This is a genomic window from Streptomyces sp. WI03-4A, assembly GCF_033792105.1.
Taxonomy (GTDB): Bacteria; Actinomycetota; Actinomycetes; order Streptomycetales; family Streptomycetaceae; genus Streptomyces; species Streptomyces collinus_A.
Genome location: NZ_JARAUO010000050.1, coordinates 44,683 through 60,776, shown reverse-complemented (window position 1 = coordinate 60,776; position 16,094 = coordinate 44,683). Strand labels below are relative to the sequence as shown.

Sequence of the window (16,094 nt, the reverse complement as noted above, 5' to 3'; positions counted from 1 at the left end):
CCTCCGGGGGAGCCGGCCGGCGCGGTGCCGCCCACGGCGCGACCGGCTCCGCGGCGTCGCGCGGCGGCTCCTCGGCCGCCGCTTCCCAGGCGGGCCCGGACGCGTCCACCGCTTCCCCGTCCGCGACACCCACGGGATCGACCGGCGTGTCCCCGACCGCCGACGGCACGGGCACGCCGACCGGGGCGCCGCCCGGCGGGCGGGTGGAGGCCGGCGGGTTCGCGTGGGTGCCGCCGCGCGGATGGCGGCGGGACGTGAAGACGGGCGCCGAGGTGCACTACACCTCGCCCGACGGGCGGCAGGAACTCGTCGCCAAGTCGTCGCTGGCCCGGGGCGACCTCTGGGGGACCTGGCAGCAGTCGGAGCGCGACGCCCGGCAGGGCCGGGACTACGTGCGGGTCCGGCTGGCACGGACCAGTTTCCAGGGGTACCCGGCGGTCGTCTGGGAGTACACCTTCACCCTCAAGGGCACCCCCTGGCACGCCCGTCTGCTCGGCTTCGACGCGGACGGGAAGTCGTACCAGGTCAACACCTGGTACCAGCCGGAGATCGAGACCAGGGCCGAACAGACGTACAGCACGGTGAAGGAGACCTTCACCGTGCTGTGAGTCAGAGGCGCGTGCGCCGTGGAGCGGTCCGGGTCAGCCCGTGGTGACCTTCTCGGGCTCGTCGGCCACGGACACCGCGGTCCCGCGGCCCGCCTCCACCTTCTGCTTGATGAAGGCGATCACCAGCACGACCGCCGCGACCAGCAGCGACAGCAGCACCGTCTCCCGGCCGTCGTGCTTCGTGTCGAACAGCATGTAGACGAGGACGAACACGATCATCGCGGCCGTCGCCCAGGTCAGGTACGGGTAGAGCCACATCTTCACGACGAGCTTCTCCGGCGCCTCACGCTGGATGATCTTCCGCATCCGCAGCTGCGAGAAGCAGATGGCCAGCCACACGAACAGGGCCACCGCACCGCTGGAGTTGAGCAGGAAGAGGAAGACGGTGTCCGGGTACTGGTAGTTGAAGAAGACCGCCACGAAGCCGAAGACGACCGAGGACAGGATCGCGGCCATCGGGACACCGCGGGAGGTCGTGCGGGCGAACGCCTTCGGGGCGTCACCGCGCTGGCCGAGCGAGAAGGCCATCCGGGAGGCCGTGTACAGGCCCGAGTTGAGGCAGGACAGCACCGAGGTGAGCACGATGACGTTCATGACCTCGCCGGCGTGCGGGATGCCGAGGGAGTTCAGCGCGGCGACGTAGGAGCCGTCCTTCGCGATGGACGGGTCGTTCCACGGCAGCAGCGAGACCACGACGAGGATCGAGCCCAGGTAGAAGACGCCGATCCGCCAGATGATGCTGTTGGTGGACTTGGTGACCGCGCGCTGCGGGTCCTCCGACTCACCGGCCGCCAGGGTGGCGATCTCGCTGCCCATGAAGGAGAAGACGACCAGCAGCACACCGGTGAGGATCGCGCCCGGACCGTGCGGCAGGAAGCCTCCGTGGCCGGTCAGGTTGGAGAAGCTCGCCTTGTCGGCGTGCACGCCCGGCAGCACGCCGAACACCGCGAGCAGACCGACGACCACGAACGCGCCGATCGCCACGACCTTGATGCCGGCGAACCAGAACTCGAACTCGCCGTAGGAGCCGACCGAGACCAGGTTGGTCGCGGTCAGGACGATCATCACGATGAGCGCCCAGCCCCACTGCGGTACGGCCGGCACCCAGCCTTCGAGGATCTTGGCGCCCGCGGTGGCCTCCACGGCCAGCACGACGACCCAGAAGAACCAGTAGAGCCAGCCGATGGAGAAGCCGGCCCAGCGCCCGAGCGCACGGTCGGCGTGGGCCGAGAAGGAGCCCGAGGTGGGGTTGGCGGCCGACATCTCACCGAGCATCCGCATCACGAGGACGACGAGCGTGCCGACGAGGGCGTACGACAGGAGGATGCCGGGGCCGGCGGTGGCGATACCTGAGCTGGAGCCGACGAAGAGTCCGGCACCGATCACGCCGCCGATGGCGATCATCGTCAGGTGACGGTTCTTGAGACCTGCTTGAAGTCCGGAACCAGGGGTCATGGACGGAATTCCTTTGCGCCGGTGGAGCGATTCCCGTTCGAGGGGGGTGCCGTTGTGCGGCTGCGAACAGGACCTCGCACGAGCGGTGTACGAGGCGGTCCAGTGAATCGGAGGCGAATGGATTCGGGAACCTCCGAATCCAGATTGTTACTTGAGGTTTTCTTGAGCTTCAATGGCCCAGGTCACATTTTTCGGCGCCGACACCCGAAGCTGCTGCCCGGATACGGGCGTGTCACACTCGTCCCATGCGCGTGTATCTCGGCTCCGACCATGCGGGCTACGAACTCAAGAACCACCTCGTCGAGTGGCTCAAGGCGGCGGGGCACGAGCCCGTCGACTGCGGGCCCCACATCTACGACGCCCAGGACGACTACCCGCCCTTCTGCCTGCGTGCCGCGGAGAAGGCGGCCGCGGACCCGGACGCCCTCGGCGTGGTGATCGGCGGCTCCGGCAACGGGGAGCAGATCGCCGCGAACAAGGTGAAGGGGGTGCGGGCGGCCCTGGCCTGGAGCGAGGAGACGGCCGCGCTGGGGCGGCAGCACAACAACGCCAACGTGGTGGCCGTGGGTGCGCGGATGCACAGCACCCAGGAGGCGACCAAGTTCGTCGAGGTCTTCCTCGACACCCCGTTCTCCGGTGACGAGCGTCACATCCGCCGCATCGACATGCTGGCCGACTACGAGACCACGGGGAACCTCCCGCCGATCCCGGCCCACCACCCGCAGCAGGACTGAGGGCTCCCCTCGGGGGCCGGAAGGAAAGAGGGACCTTGCCAGAGGGGCACACGATCCACCGGCTGGCGCACGACTACGCCGACCGCTTCTCCGGCAGGGCCCTCAGGGTGACCAGCCCCCAGGGCAAGTTCTCCGACGCCGCCGCGCTGCTCGACGGCGCCGTGCTCACCGGCACCGAGGCGCACGGCAAGCACCTCTTCCTCGGGTTCCGGGACGCCGACTGGGTCCACATCCACCTCGGCCTCTTCGGCAAGGTGGCCTTCGGCCCGGCCCCCGCGCCCCCGCCCACCGACACCGTCCGGCTCCGGCTGGCCGACGCCACCGCCTACGTCGACCTGCGCGGCCCCACCACCTGCGCGCTGATCACGGACACCGAGAAGCGGGCCGTGCACGACCGCCTCGGGCCCGACCCGCTGCGCGCCGACGCCGATCCGGACGCGGTGTACCGGAGGATCTCCCGCAGCCGTACCACCATCGCCGCGCTGCTGATGGACCAGAAGACCGTCGCCGGCGTCGGCAACGTCTACCGCGCCGAGGTGCTGTTCCGGCACGGCATCGACCCCTACCGGGCCGGCCGCGACATCACCCCCGCCCAGTGGCAAGCCGTCTGGGCCGACCTGGTGGAGCTGATGCGCGAGGGCGTCCGCCACAACCGCATCGACACCGTGCGCCCCGAGCACACGCCCGAGGCCATGGGCCGGCCGCCGCGCGTGGACGACCACGGCGGTGAGGTGTACGTCTACCGCCGGGCCACCCTGCCCTGCCACGTCTGCGGCACCGAGATCCGCACCGCCGGGCTCGCCGCCCGCAACCTCTTCTGGTGCCCCGGCTGCCAGAAGCCCTGACCTGGAAGCCCAGACCTGGAAGCGCTGACCTGGAAGCGCTGACCTAGAAGCCGTGCGGCAGCCACGGCGCCACGGGCGAGCCGAACGCCACCGCCGCCTCGCCCAGCGCGCCGCGCCGCACCTCCCGCACCCGGCCCGCCCCCGCCAGCGACAGCAGGCTCACCCCGCCCAGGTAGGACGCACCCAACTCCCTTACCGACAGGGCGAGGTCGGCCGCGTCCGAGGTCCGCTCGCAGGACGCGCCCTTTGCGTCCCCGGTCAGCCGCCAACGGCCCGTGTTCCAGGGGCAGAAGGCGTCCTCGACGTCCAGGACGACGTCCACCGGCGCCTGGTACGTCCGGGCGGCGAGCGCCGCGCCCACGTCGACGAGACGGAGATGGCACGAGTCCCGCGTGCGCGGCAGGCAGCGCCGGATGTCGGAGACCAGGTGCTGCCAGGAGTCGTCGAGCGGCCGCCCCCGCACGGTCAGCGTCGTCATCAGGTCGATGTCGAACAGGAAGCGCCACAGCGTCGCCTCGGACGCCGGGTCGACGGCCGCCAGGTTCTCCAGCGTCACCGTGCCGTCGTGCCCGCCCGGGCCCCAGCCCAGCTTGGTGCGGAAGCGGGCGTACCCGGTGACCGCGCCGTCCCGCTCGGCCACCACGCACTGCAGCGCCGATGCGCCCGCACGCTCGCTCTCCGGATCGAGCAGCCCCGCCCGTTCCCAGCCGGGCTGCCGGGCCAGCATCCCGGGCCGGCGCGGCACCAGCTCCGCGTACACCGCCTCGCACTCCGCGAGCACCTCGGCGGGGTCCGCGTACCTCAGGCGCACCTCCCCGGCGCCGGCCGGCAGCGCCAGCGTCACCCGGCCCGTGTCGATCTCGGCCTGCAGCTGGAAGGCGGCGGCGCCGTAGCCGAAGCGGCCGTAGATCGCCGGCTCGGACGCGGTCAGCGCCGCGAGCGGCTCGCCCAGCGCGCGCACGTCGTCGAGCTGGCGCCGCATCATCGAGGTCAGCACCCCGCGCCGCCGGTGCGTGGCGGCCACGCTCACCATGGTGACACCCGCGGTCGGCACGGAGGCACCGCCGGGCACGGTCATCCGGAAACTGAACGCACCGCCCGTCCCGACGATCGCGCCCCCGTCCCACACGGCCAGCGAACGGTCGAACTCGGTGAGGGACCTGTCCAGTTCGCGCTCCTCGGGAGAGGCCGCACCGCCTCCGAAGGCGCGCAGCAGCGTGTCCCACCACGGATCGAACTCCTCCGGGCGCAGCACCTTCGTCCCGGTCGCACGGTCAGTCGCCATACGCCATGCCTATCAGCGCGATGCGGGACGGGCGAGCGAATTTCTCCCGGTCGGCAGCGAGCGGGCGCCCGGTGCCGTTCACTGGGTGGTTGAACCGCGAAGTTGAGCCTCGGACGGGGGACAAGTGGGACCTCCCGTGCCAAGCGGCTGGTCCGATGGATAGGGTCCCGAACTAATGGCAGCAGGACGAGAGCGGCGCGCGAAGGCCGAGACGTTCACGGCCCGGTGGAAGATGCAGTGGCACCGGGCCCGCGTCGGCCTGCGCAGAAGCGCGGTGGACTATTTCCGCGGCAACGGCTCGGACTGGATCGCGCTCGTCGGCCTGTTCCTCACCATCCCCGTCCTCACGGTCATGACCCTCGGCAACTCCGTGTGGTGCTCACCGGCCACCCTCGTGCTGCCCATCGTCGCCGGCGGTCTGCTGCTGCGTCCGGCGAGCCTGCTGGGCCTGTACGCGGCCGCGGCCACCGCGCTGATCGTGGAGTCCGTCCGGCTCGGCCCGTACACCGAGGGACCCTCGCGGGTCACCCCGGGCGTGGTCCTCGTCGTCGCCGCGTGCGGCTTCTTCGGACTGCTCACCGCGCAGTTCCGCAGCCGGGTCGGCGTGCCCTGGCGGCGCGGCGGCACCATGCTCTTCGACCTGCGCGAGCGGATCCGGGTGCAGAGCAAGCTGCCCAAGATGCCCCAGGGCTGGCACCACGAGATGGCCCTGCGCCCGGCCGGCGGCCAGTCCTTCTCCGGTGACTTCGTCGTCGCCGCCCGCACCAACGGCGGCCGCACCCTGGAGGTCGTGCTCACCGACGTCTCCGGCAAGGGCATGGACGCCGGGTCCCGCGCCCTGCTGCTGTCGGGCGCGTTCGGCGGCCTGCTCGGCTCGCTCCCGCCGCACGCCTTCCTCCCCGCCGCCAACGGCTACCTGCTCCGCCAGGAGTGGGACGAGGGCTTCGCCACCTCCATCCACCTCGTCCTCGACCTGGACTCGGGCGACTACGAGCTGTACTCCGCGGGCCATCCGCCGGGGCTCCAGCTCAGCGCGGGCAGCGGCCGCTGGGAGGAGAAGGCCGCCGAGGGCCCGCTGCTCGGCGTCTACGACGGCGCCCAGTTCGACTCCGTCAAGGGCTCGCTGCGCCCCGGGGACGTGCTGATGCTGTTCACCGACGGCCTGGTGGAGACCTCCGACCGCGACATCGTCGAGGGCATCGACCGCCTCACCGGAGAAGCCGACCGCTACGTCGCCGGCGGCTTCCACGGCGCCTCCTGGCACCTCATCGAGGCGGTCGCGAAGGACGTCAACGACGACCGCGCCCTCCTCCTCATCTGCCGGCAGGCCTCCGCACCGGCCCGCTGAACCCGCCGTGGTGGGGTTTTCCCCCGCCCCGATCCGCCAGCCGCCCGCATGGTCCGGACCCCCTGACGCTCCGTACGTTCGAGACACCAGCGAACGCCCGCGGACCGGAAGGACCCCCATGCCAAGCGACTGGGCCGTAGAACTGCACGGAGTCACGCGCCGCTACGGACGCTCGGCCACCGCCGTGCACGCCCTGCGCGGCATCGACCTCGCCCTCCCCTCCGGCAGCTTCACCGCCGTGATGGGACCCTCCGGCTCCGGCAAGTCCACCTTCCTGCAGTGCGTGGCGGGCCTCGACCGCCCCACCGCGGGCCGGGTGGTGCTCGGCGGCACGGACATCACCGGCCTCAGCGAGAACAAGCTGACCGCGCTGCGCCGCACCCGCCTCGGCTTCGTCTTCCAGGCGTTCAACCTGCTGCCCTCGCTCACCGTCGAGCAGAACGTCGTCCTGCCGACGCGACTGGCCGGCCACCGCCCCGACCGGCGCCGCTGCGCGGAGGTCCTCGCCCAGGTCGGGCTCGCCGACCAGGCCCGCCGCCGCCCCGCCCAGCTCTCCGGCGGCCAGCAGCAGCGGGTGGCCGTCGCCCGGGCCCTGGTCGCCCGCCCCGACGTCGTCTTCGCGGACGAGCCCACCGGCGCCCTGGACACCACCACAGCGGCGGAGATCCTCGCCCTGCTGCGCGGTGCCGTCGACACCCAGCGCGCCACGGTCGTCATGGTCACCCACGACCCGTCCGCCGCCGCCTGGGCCGACCGCGTCCTGTTCCTCGCCGACGGCACCCTCGTCGACCACCTCGACCGCGCCCCGGCCGACCGCATCGCCGCCCGCATGACGACCCTCACCAGCCACATGGCCCACCGGCGCACCGCGGCCTAGGGCCACTTCCGCGACAGGCCCCGGGGCCGCTCGTCGGGACCGTCCTCGCCCGGCGCGGCGAACTCGGCGTCCTGCGGCTGGTCGGCTCCACCCGGCAGCAGGTGCTGCGCATGGTCCACTGGGAGGCCCTGCTGGTCGTCCTCGCGGGCATCGCCCTCGGCACGGGCATCGCCCCAGCCACGCCGGTCCCGATGGTCAACGGCCTCACCGGGCAGGCACCGTACGTGCCACCCGCCGTCTACGGAGCCTTCGCCGGCGCCATCGTCGTCCTCGGCCTGACCGCGGTGACCGTTCCGGCCAGGGCCGCGCTGCGCCGGGAGACACTGGAGCGGTGACCGACACACGACTCAGCCTGGCCGAGGTCGAGAACCTGGCGCGCACCGCCCACGAGGGACAGACCGACAAGGCGGGGCGGCCGTACGCCGAGCACCTCGCGGCCGTCGCCGACGGCGTGCGCGCCCGGGGCGGTGACCCCGAGCAGATCGCCGCGGCCTGGCTGCACGACGCGGTCGAGGACGACGCGCTGCCGGCCGAGTGGCTGGAGGGCGCCGCCCTCACCGAGCGCACCAAGGCGATCGTGCGCGCCGTCACCAAGCGGCCGGGGGAGGAGCCGGAGGCGTACGCGCGCCGGATCCTGGCCACCCCGGGCGCGCTGCTGGTGAAGGAGGCCGACCTGGCGCACAACGCCGACCCGGACCGGCTGGCCGTCCTCGCCGAGCCGACCCGGAAACGACTGACCGAGAAGTACACGCGGATGCGCGCACTCCTCGGTCTGTGAGCGGGGCGGGGAGGGGTTAGGCGCTGACCTTCTCCCGTTCGCGTTCCCTCGTCTGGCGTTCGCGGGCCAGTTCGGCCGCGTCCTGCCGGAACGCCCACTCCATCTTCGGTTCCATCGCGAAGCGGAAGAGCTGCTGGACCGGCCGGGTGCACAGCAGGGTGACGACGGTGGCCGCGACGGCGGTCACCGCGATCTCGCCGAGCGGGTGGTGCAGCCAGGGGTGCTCGAACCAGCCCCGGTAGTCCGCGAACTTCACGAGGAAGCCGTGCAGCAGGTAGCCGTACAGGGTGCCGGCACCGAGGGCCGTGAACCACATGTTCCGGCGCGGCACCCAGGCGAAGAAGCAGGCCGTCAGCAGCAGCGAGCAGCCCATCAGCGCGAGCGTCATCACCGGGCCCGACCACCACGGGGCGGCCAGTTCCTGGGCGGCGTCACGGTGGTAGAACCACGCGGTGTTCATACGGGGCACCGCCCACCAGCCGATCACCAGCGCGGCGGCGAACACCGGCACCGAGGCGATCCGGACCGAGCGGCGGCGCACCAGGTGGAAGTGCTCCGGCTTCATGCTCAGGCCGAGCACGAAGTACGGCAGGAACTGGAGCACGCGCTGCAGGTCGAGGTCGTCGCCGATGTTCGGGGTGGCGGTGGCCAGCATGGCGAGACCGACGGCCAGCGGCAGCGGCCAGCGCACCAGCTTCCAGATCGGCGTGGTGAGCCGCCAGATGAACAGGGCGACCAGGAACCAGGTCAGGTACCAGGGGTCGAGGAGGCTGATCTCCTCGTGGGAGCCGGGGTCGACCGCGTTCTTGAAGAGCGGGTAGGCGGTCTCGAAGATGACGTACGGCACCGCGACACCGGTGATCAGCCGCTTCAGCCGGTCCGGGCGCATGTCGAAACTGCGGGAGAAGAAGCCGGAGATGATGATGAACGCCGGCATGTGGAAGGTGTACACCACCGTGTACAGCGCCTCCAGGATCCGGCTGTCACCCTTCAGCGGCTCCCAGGAGTGCCCCATCGCGACGAGCACGATCGCGAGGAACTTCGCGTTGTCGAAGAACGCGTCGCGTTGTTTGCCCGGTCTGTCCGCCTTCTTCGCCGGTGGCTGCCGCGCCTGGATGCTCATGGGGGTGCGCGGACTGGGCACTCCGTCCGCCGGCGACTGTGCCGGGGGGAGTGGCCTGCGGTTCTGGCCGGGGGGCGAGGCGGCGTCAAACATCTCAGGCACCCTAGCGTCGTCTGTGGGATTTCGTAAAACCCCGAGCGTCATTCCTGGTTATCCCGCTCGGGTACCCCCTGATTTACATAACTTGCCTGTCCCGTCCACGTGATGGTCGGCACAGTCGGGCCCGTCGTTCACCTGCAATGTACCGATTCATCCTGACTAATTGGGTCATACGATGCCTCGGTGTCATCAATTCGAATTACCTGCGCGAGAGATGTGTGGGCACGGAAACGAACCTGCGCAATTCCTCGGTGAGTCCGGTGCCGATGACGGGGTGAATTACCGGACGGTAGGGCGGAGCCGCCGGACGGATGTCCAACGTTGTGTCACGAGCCGCATACCGAGGCCGGGTTGGTGGCACGATGGTTCTGGCGGAGGTGCGGGCGAGCGCCTCCGGGCCGGGAGCGGGACCGACCGAGGGTGTGATCAGTTGTGGCCATTTCACTGTCCGTGGTGCTGCTGTTGGCGATCATCCTTGTAGTGCTGATCCGAGGGGGGAACATCAAGGCGGGGCCGGCCATCGTCGCCGTCCTCTTCGGCTTCTTCCTCGCCTCCACCGGCATGGCGCCGTCCATCAACCGGTTCCTGAACTCGATAGCCGAGACGATCAACTCGATCAGCTTCTGACCCGGCCCCCCGGGGCGGCGGCCCCCGCCGGCCCCCGCCCGCCTCCTGGCGGCACCGCACCCCCGTCTTTACGAGCGACCGCTCGTACGGCCGCGCCCCCGCGTCCGCGCCCGCCCCGTTTGTCACTCGAACGGAGTAATTCGGCGAGGTGTCCTGCCCGGAAAACAGCCGGGGCCCGGCTCCGCCGAAGCGGAGATCCGGGCCCCTGGGCCGTACAGAGCGGGCGACGGGAATCGAACCCGCGTAGCTAGTTTGGAAGACTAGGGCTCTACCATTGAGCTACGCCCGCAAGCGTGCGCCGCAGGTCCGTGACCGCGGCACTGCAGAGCATCGTAGCGGGTCGCCCGCCGCGGAGGCCAACGTGTTGCGCTGCGGCGATGCCACGCGCACGGCAGCGGACAAAGCGGCCGACGGATCCGGCCGGGCCATGTACCCTACGTGTCGCACCAGACGGGGTGTGGCGCAGCTTGGTAGCGCGTCCGCTTTGGGAGCGGAAGGCCGTGGGTTCAAATCCCGCCACCCCGACCACCGGCTCGCGGCATCCCGATGATCACCTTTTGGGGCGCTGACCGGCTGCGGTTACTATGCAAGCTGCGCGCCCGTGTGTCCCGGCCCCCTCGGCCTACGAACTCCTCCGGGCGGCGAAGTCCGCCGGACCATTCTGGCTCCGGCAGAAACCAAGAAGTCAGCCACAAGGAGACCGAACCGTGAAGAGCGCCGTGGAGACCCTGAACCCGACCCGGGTTCGGCTCACTGTCGAGGTGCCCTTCGAGGAGCTCAAGGACAGCCTCGACGCGGCGTACAAGAAGATCAACCAGCAGGTCACGGTGAAGGGCTTCCGCAAGGGCAAGATCCCGGCCCGCGTCATCGACCAGCGGTTCGGCCGCGGTGCGGTCCTGGAGGAGGCGGTCAACGACGCGCTTCCGAAGTTCTACACCGAGGCGGTCAACGAGGCCGAGCTCAGCCCGCTGGGCCAGCCCGAGGTCGACATCACCGACCTGAAGGACGGCGAGACGCTGAACTTCACCGCCGAGGTCGACGTCCGCCCGGCCCTGGAGATCCCGGACTACTCCGGCATCGAGGTCGAGGTCGACGCCGTCGAGGTCACCGACGAGGACGTCGAGAAGTCGGTCGAGCAGCTCCGCGAGCGCTTCGCCTCCACCTCCCCGGTGGAGCGCGCCGCCGAGGACGGCGACGTGGTCACCATCGACCTGGAGGCCAAGGTCGACGGCGAGGTCCTCGAGGACGGCATCGCCAACGGCGTCTCCTACACCATCGGCTCCGGTGAGCTGCTGGACGGCATCGACGACGCCGTGAAGGGCCTGGAGGCCGGTGGCGAGGCCACCTTCACCTCCGAGCTCAAGGGCGGCTCCGCCGCCGGCAGGGAGGCCGAGGTCACCGTCAAGGTCACCCAGGTCGCCGCCCGCGAACTGCCCTCCCTGGACGACGAGTTCGCCCAGCTCGCCTCCGAGTTCGACACCCTGGACGAGCTGAAGGCCGACAGCCGCAAGCGCCTGGCCAACATGAAGCAGTACGACCAGGCCACCCAGGCGCAGGAGCGCGTCCTGGAGAAGCTCCTCGAGCTGGTCGAGGTCCCGGTCCCCGAGAAGCTGCTCGAGGACGAGATCAACACCCGCAAGCACAACCTGGAGCACCACCAGCTCGGCCAGATGGGTCTGGACCTCGACAAGTACCTGGAGATCCAGGGCAAGACCGCCGAGGAGTTCGAGACCGAGACCCGCGAGGCGGCGGTCAAGGGCATCAAGACCCAGTTCGTCCTCGACGAGCTGGTCAAGAAGGAGAACCTCAACGTCAACCAGGAGGAGCTCACCGAGCACCTCATGCGGCGTGCGGCCTCCTCCGGCATGTCCCCCGACCAGTTCGCCCAGGCCGTCGTCGAGGGCGGCCAGGTTCCGCTCCTGGTCGGCGAGGTCGCCCGCGGCAAGGCCCTGGCCGTCGTGGTCGAGGCCGCCACGGTGAAGGACACCAACGGCGAGGTCGTCGACCTCGACGACGAGGAGGAGGAGACCGAGGCCGCTGAGGCGTCGGAGACCTCCGAGGAGACCACGGAGGCCTGACCGGCCCCGCGGCGCCTCCACAGCGCGTACGACGGGCCCTGGGGACCTTCCCCGGGGCCCGTCGCCGTACCGGGGCGGACGCCGCCCCGGAGAGGCGCTGCGATCCGCCCCCGAAGGGGCGTGGGGAACTGCGCGAGCGGCCCCATGCGACCCGCGGACCGGCGACGCAAAGTACCCCTCCCTCACGGACCGCGACCGGTGCTCGGACGGAGCCCTTCGCTACGCCCCCGGCGAACACCCCCATCTCCGGGATTCCCCGAAGGGACCTGAGCGTTAGGGTCCTTGAGTACGGGGGCAGGGGAGTCTCCTGACACCCCAGCCAAGCCCCTGGCAGGACGACGTGAGACGGCCCGGCGCCGTCGTAAGACGAGCAGGTGGATACGTGACGAATCTGATGCCCTCCGCCGCCGGCGAGCCCTCCATCGGTGGTGGCCTCGGCGACCAGGTCTACAACCGGCTGCTCGGCGAGCGGATCATCTTCCTCGGCCAGCAGGTTGACGACGACATCGCCAACAAGATCACCGCACAGCTGCTGCTCCTCGCCGCCGACCCGAACAAGGACATCTACCTCTACATCAACAGCCCCGGCGGCTCGGTGACGGCCGGCATGGCGATCTACGACACCATGCAGTACATCCCGAACGACGTGGTCACGATCGCGATGGGCATGGCGGCCTCCATGGGCCAGTTCCTGCTCACCGGCGGCGCCGCGGGCAAGCGCTTCGCCCTGCCGCACGCGGACATCATGATGCACCAGGGCTCCGCGGGCCTCGGCGGCTCGGTCACGGACATCAAGATCCAGGCCGAGTACCTGCTGCGCACCAAGCGGCGCATGGCCGAGCTGACCGCGTTCCACTCCGGCCAGACGTTCGAGACGATCACCCGGGACGCGGACCGCGACCGCTGGTTCACCCCGGAAGAGGCCAAGGAGTACGGTCTCATCGACGAGCTCATCACGAACGCCTCGGGTGTCCCGGGAGGCGGCGGCACCGGTGCCTGACCGGCCAGGCCACATCACGCACCGCCGAGACCGAAGCCCCCAGAACGCCACCAGGACGGTGAACACCCCATGAGCAACTTCCCCGGCGCCGCCAGCGGCCTGTACGAAGGGCCCCGCCCCGACAGCCGCTACGTCATCCCGCGCTTCGTCGAGCGCACCTCCCAGGGCATCCGCGAGTACGACCCGTACGCGAAGCTCTTCGAGGAGCGTGTGATCTTCCTGGGCGTCCAGATCGACGACGCCTCCGCCAACGACGTCATGGCGCAGCTGCTGTGCCTGGAGTCGATGGACCCGGACCGGGACATCTCGATCTACATCAACAGCCCCGGTGGCGACATGACCGCCCTCACGGCGATCTACGACACCATGCAGTTCGTGAAGCCCGACATCCAGACGGTCTGCATGGGCCAGGCGGCCTCCGCCGCGGCCATCCTGCTCGCCGCCGGTACGCCGGGCAAGCGCATGGCGCTGCCGAACTCGCGCGTGCTGATCCACCAGCCGGCGGGCTCCACCGGCCGCGGTCAGCTCTCCGACCTGGAGATCATCGCCAAGGAGTTCACCCGGATGCGTGACCAGCTGGAGAACATGCTGGCCAAGCACTCGAACCAGCCGATCGAGAAGATCCGCGAGGACATCGAGCGCGACAAGATCCTCACGGCCGAGGAAGCGCTCGAGTACGGCATCGTCGACCAGATCATCTCCACCCGGAAGATGAACAACGCCGAGGTCCGCTGACCCCGAGCAGCAGACTCTCACGCCCTCTTGGCAGGGCCCACGTCAAAGTGAACCCTGCCAAGGGGGACCCGAACACGGGGCCCGGCAAGGTACCGTCGGACATAAGGCAGCACCAGGAGCCGCTGGACTCGAAAGCGTCCGGGCGTCTCCCAGGCGAAGGGGAAGCACACCGTGGCACGCATCGGTGACGGCGGCGATCTGCTCAAGTGCTCGTTCTGCGGCAAGAGCCAGAAGCAGGTCAAGAAGCTCATCGCAGGGCCCGGTGTGTACATCTGCGACGAGTGCATCGATCTCTGCAACGAGATCATCGAGGAAGAGCTCGCGGAGACCAGCGAGGTGCGCTGGGAGGAACTGCCCAAGCCGCGCGAGATCTACGAGTTCCTCGAGGGCTACGTGGTCGGCCAGGAGGCCGCCAAGAAGGCCCTGTCGGTCGCGGTGTACAACCACTACAAGCGGGTCCAGGCGGGCGAGAACGGCGGCGCGCAGGGCCGCGAGGACGCCATCGAGCTGGCGAAGTCCAACATCCTGCTGCTGGGCCCCACGGGCTCCGGCAAGACCCTCCTCGCCCAGACCCTGGCCCGCATGCTGAACGTGCCGTTCGCGATCGCCGACGCCACGGCGCTGACCGAGGCGGGCTACGTCGGCGAGGACGTCGAGAACATCCTGCTGAAGCTCATCCAGGCGGCGGACTACGACGTCAAGAAGGCCGAGACCGGGATCATCTACATCGACGAGATCGACAAGGTGGCCCGCAAGAGCGAGAACCCGTCGATCACCCGTGACGTCTCGGGCGAGGGCGTCCAGCAGGCCCTGCTGAAGATCCTCGAGGGCACCACGGCGTCCGTCCCGCCGCAGGGCGGCCGCAAGCACCCGCACCAGGAGTTCATCCAGATCGACACGACGAACGTGCTGTTCATCGTGGGCGGTGCCTTCGCGGGCCTGGACAAGATCATCGAGGCGCGGGCGGGTGCGAAGGGCATCGGCTTCGGCGCGACGATCCGCTCCAAGCGCGAGCTGGAGGCCAAGGACGTCTTCGAGGACATCATGCCGGAGGACCTGGTCAAGTTCGGCATGATCCCCGAGTTCATCGGCCGCCTCCCGGTGATCACCTCGGTCCACAACCTGGACCGCGAGGCGCTCCTGCAGATCCTCGTCGAGCCCCGCAACGCGCTCGTCAAGCAGTACCAGCGCCTCTTCGAACTCGACGGCGTGGAACTGGACTTCGAGCGCGAGGCCCTGGAGGCCATCGCCGACCAGGCCATCCTCCGCCAGACCGGCGCCCGCGGCCTGCGCGCCATCATGGAAGAGGTCCTGATGTCGGTGATGTACGAGGTCCCGTCCCGCAAGGACGTGGCCCGCGTGGTCATCACCGCCGACGTGGTCCACTCCAACGTCAACCCGACCCTGATCCCCCGCGACGCCCGCGGCCGGGGGGCGGGGGAGCAGAAGACGGCGTAGGCAGCACACACGAAAGGGGCCCCGGTCAGCCGACCGGGGCCCCTTTCGTGGTGACTCACGTCATCAGAGCTTGACGCGCACGTCGTTGCGGAGCTTGACGGCGAGGGAGGCGGTGTCGTCGATCGTGCCGCCCGTACCCGCGGCCAGCGCGGCGAAGCTGAACGCCGAGACGTCGGCCACCGTGCTGTGGTCGCCCCACACGCAGAAGGGCAGGTTGACGACCTTGGCGGCGCCGGCGGTGGACGCCGTCGACGAGCTGTTGTCGATCTGCGCCACCTGGCACTTCATGACGCCGTCGAAGCCTGCCGGGTGGACCGTCTGCGGGCTGCCGACCAGCTTGCCCTTGGTCTTGTCGCCGCTCTGGTCCTTCTCGGACTCGGACTTGATCTTGGCGAACATGGCGTCCACGACGGCCTCGGGGTCGTCGATGGTGCCGTAGACACCGCTGAAGGACAGGCCCTTCGCCGCGAGACCGGTGCCGTTCTGGTAGGTGGCGCCGGCGTGCTTCGGGTTCTTCACGCCCCACTTCGCGAAGTCGGCGAGGTCGTCGTCGCTCATGGTGTCGTCGGAACCGGCGTTGCCCTGCTGCTTGTAGGTGCCGTTGATGACCGTCGACGGCGTCGTCAGCTTGTGCGGGCCGTCGTCCGCGACGTCCGTGCCGCTGGTGCCGTTGAGCAGGAAGTACGCGGCCACGGCGATCGCCGCGACGACCGCCACCGCGCCGATGACCAGGCCCGTCTTCTTCTTGCCGCCGCCCGGCACCGGCGGCTGCGGGGCGCCGTAGGGCTGCTGGCCGTAGGGGCCCGGCTGCTGCTGGCCGTACGGGTTCGGCTGCGGGGGCACGCCCTGCTGCGGGTAGCCGTAACCGGGCTGCGGCGGCACCGGAGGGGCCTGCTGGGGGTAGCCGTAGCCGGGCTGGGGCGCCTGCGGCTGCTGGCCGTAGGGGCCCGGCTGGCCGTAGGGACCAGGCTGCCCCGGCTGGCCGTAGGGACCCGGCTGCTGGGGCTGCTGGCCGTACGGGCCCGGCTGGTTGCTGCTCATTAC

16 protein-coding genes, 2 tRNA genes and 1 pseudogene are annotated in these 16,094 nt (G+C 70.2%); 13 read left to right on the top strand and 6 right to left on the bottom strand.

Annotated elements, in window-relative coordinates:
• Positions 1-608, top strand: a pseudogene (locus tag PV343_RS35210) (serine/threonine protein kinase); the annotation flags it as partial.
• Between the two features lie 33 nt (positions 609-641).
• Here PV343_RS35210 and PV343_RS35205 read toward each other — a convergent pair.
• The gene (locus PV343_RS35205) at positions 642-2,063 is read right to left on the bottom strand and encodes an amino acid permease (RefSeq protein WP_319151101.1); all 1,422 of its coding nucleotides are present in this window, start codon (positions 2,061-2,063) and stop codon (positions 642-644) included.
• 245 nt (positions 2,064-2,308) lie between these two features.
• On the opposite strand from PV343_RS35205, the gene PV343_RS35200 reads away from it, so the two are divergent.
• Together PV343_RS35200 and PV343_RS35195 are read left to right on the top strand one after the other, a co-directional pair.
• Positions 2,309-2,797 (top strand): ribose-5-phosphate isomerase, encoded by a 489-nt coding sequence (locus PV343_RS35200; RefSeq protein ID WP_319151099.1) that lies wholly within the window; start codon positions 2,309-2,311, stop codon positions 2,795-2,797.
• A 35-nt stretch (positions 2,798-2,832) separates the two neighbouring features.
• Positions 2,833-3,642 (top strand): Fpg/Nei family DNA glycosylase, encoded by an 810-nt coding sequence (locus PV343_RS35195; protein ID WP_319151098.1) that lies wholly within the window; start codon positions 2,833-2,835, stop codon positions 3,640-3,642.
• A 43-nt stretch (positions 3,643-3,685) separates the two neighbouring features.
• On the opposite strand, the gene PV343_RS35190 is transcribed toward PV343_RS35195, so the two are convergent.
• A complete protein-coding gene (locus tag PV343_RS35190; RefSeq protein WP_319151097.1) occupies positions 3,686-4,927 on the bottom strand; it encodes a GNAT family N-acetyltransferase in 1,242 nt (413 codons plus the stop codon).
• Between the two features lie 175 nt (positions 4,928-5,102).
• On the opposite strand from PV343_RS35190, the gene PV343_RS35185 reads away from it, so the two are divergent.
• Together PV343_RS35185 and PV343_RS35180 are read left to right on the top strand one after the other, a co-directional pair.
• Positions 5,103-6,275, top strand: coding sequence for a PP2C family protein-serine/threonine phosphatase (locus PV343_RS35185; protein WP_319151096.1), 1,173 nt, complete (start codon positions 5,103-5,105; stop codon positions 6,273-6,275).
• 118 nt (positions 6,276-6,393) lie between these two features.
• Complete coding sequence (locus tag PV343_RS35180; protein WP_319151095.1) at positions 6,394-7,152, top strand: ABC transporter ATP-binding protein; 759 nt, start codon at positions 6,394-6,396, stop codon at positions 7,150-7,152.
• On the opposite strand, the gene PV343_RS40485 is transcribed toward PV343_RS35180, so the two are convergent.
• A complete protein-coding gene (locus PV343_RS40485) occupies positions 7,149-7,271 on the bottom strand; it encodes a hypothetical protein (protein WP_387949929.1) in 123 nt (40 codons plus the stop codon). The two genes, PV343_RS35180 and PV343_RS40485, sit on opposite strands and share 4 nt — an antisense overlap.
• Here PV343_RS40485 and PV343_RS35175 point away from each other — a divergent pair.
• Together PV343_RS35175 and PV343_RS35170 are read left to right on the top strand one after the other, a co-directional pair.
• Positions 7,254-7,487, top strand: a complete 234-nt coding sequence (locus tag PV343_RS35175) for a hypothetical protein (protein WP_401698332.1) — start codon at positions 7,254-7,256, stop codon at positions 7,485-7,487. The two genes, PV343_RS40485 and PV343_RS35175, sit on opposite strands and share 18 nt — an antisense overlap.
• Positions 7,484-7,930, top strand: a complete 447-nt coding sequence (locus PV343_RS35170) for an HD domain-containing protein (RefSeq protein WP_319151094.1) — start codon at positions 7,484-7,486, stop codon at positions 7,928-7,930. Before PV343_RS35175 ends, PV343_RS35170 begins: the two co-directional genes overlap by 4 nt.
• Before the next feature lie 16 nt (positions 7,931-7,946).
• Here PV343_RS35170 and PV343_RS35165 read toward each other — a convergent pair whose 3' ends face one another.
• Positions 7,947-9,146, bottom strand: coding sequence for an acyltransferase family protein (locus PV343_RS35165; protein ID WP_319151093.1), 1,200 nt, complete (start codon positions 9,144-9,146; stop codon positions 7,947-7,949).
• A 438-nt stretch (positions 9,147-9,584) separates the two neighbouring features.
• Here PV343_RS35165 and PV343_RS35160 point away from each other — a divergent pair, with 438 nt between their 5' ends.
• Positions 9,585-9,779, top strand: a complete 195-nt coding sequence (locus PV343_RS35160) for a hypothetical protein (protein ID WP_133921152.1) — start codon at positions 9,585-9,587, stop codon at positions 9,777-9,779.
• A 218-nt stretch (positions 9,780-9,997) separates the two neighbouring features.
• On the opposite strand, the gene PV343_RS35155 is transcribed toward PV343_RS35160, so the two are convergent.
• Positions 9,998-10,068 (bottom strand) — tRNA-Gly (locus PV343_RS35155).
• A 162-nt stretch (positions 10,069-10,230) separates the two neighbouring features.
• On the opposite strand from PV343_RS35155, the gene PV343_RS35150 reads away from it, so the two are divergent.
• The 5 genes from PV343_RS35150 to clpX all read left to right on the top strand — a co-directional run bounded on the left by PV343_RS35150 (position 10,231) and on the right by clpX (position 15,050).
• A tRNA-Pro gene (locus PV343_RS35150) sits at positions 10,231-10,307 on the top strand.
• Between the two features lie 179 nt (positions 10,308-10,486).
• Positions 10,487-11,857: a trigger factor gene (tig, locus tag PV343_RS35145; RefSeq protein ID WP_319151092.1), complete on the top strand. Its 1,371-nt coding sequence runs from the start codon at positions 10,487-10,489 to the stop codon at positions 11,855-11,857.
• 394 nt (positions 11,858-12,251) lie between these two features.
• Positions 12,252-12,857 (top strand): ATP-dependent Clp protease proteolytic subunit, encoded by a 606-nt coding sequence (locus PV343_RS35140; protein ID WP_319151102.1) that lies wholly within the window; start codon positions 12,252-12,254, stop codon positions 12,855-12,857.
• Between the two features lie 69 nt (positions 12,858-12,926).
• Entirely contained in the window at positions 12,927-13,592 is a 666-nt protein-coding gene (locus PV343_RS35135) for an ATP-dependent Clp protease proteolytic subunit (RefSeq protein ID WP_317443331.1), read from the top strand.
• Between the two features lie 171 nt (positions 13,593-13,763).
• Positions 13,764-15,050: an ATP-dependent Clp protease ATP-binding subunit ClpX gene (gene clpX / locus PV343_RS35130; protein WP_319151090.1), complete on the top strand. Its 1,287-nt coding sequence runs from the start codon at positions 13,764-13,766 to the stop codon at positions 15,048-15,050.
• A 63-nt stretch (positions 15,051-15,113) separates the two neighbouring features.
• Here clpX and PV343_RS35125 read toward each other — a convergent pair whose 3' ends face one another.
• Positions 15,114-16,091: a hypothetical protein gene (locus PV343_RS35125; RefSeq protein WP_319151089.1), complete on the bottom strand. Its 978-nt coding sequence runs from the start codon at positions 16,089-16,091 to the stop codon at positions 15,114-15,116.
• Between the last annotated feature and the right edge of the window lie 3 nt (positions 16,092-16,094).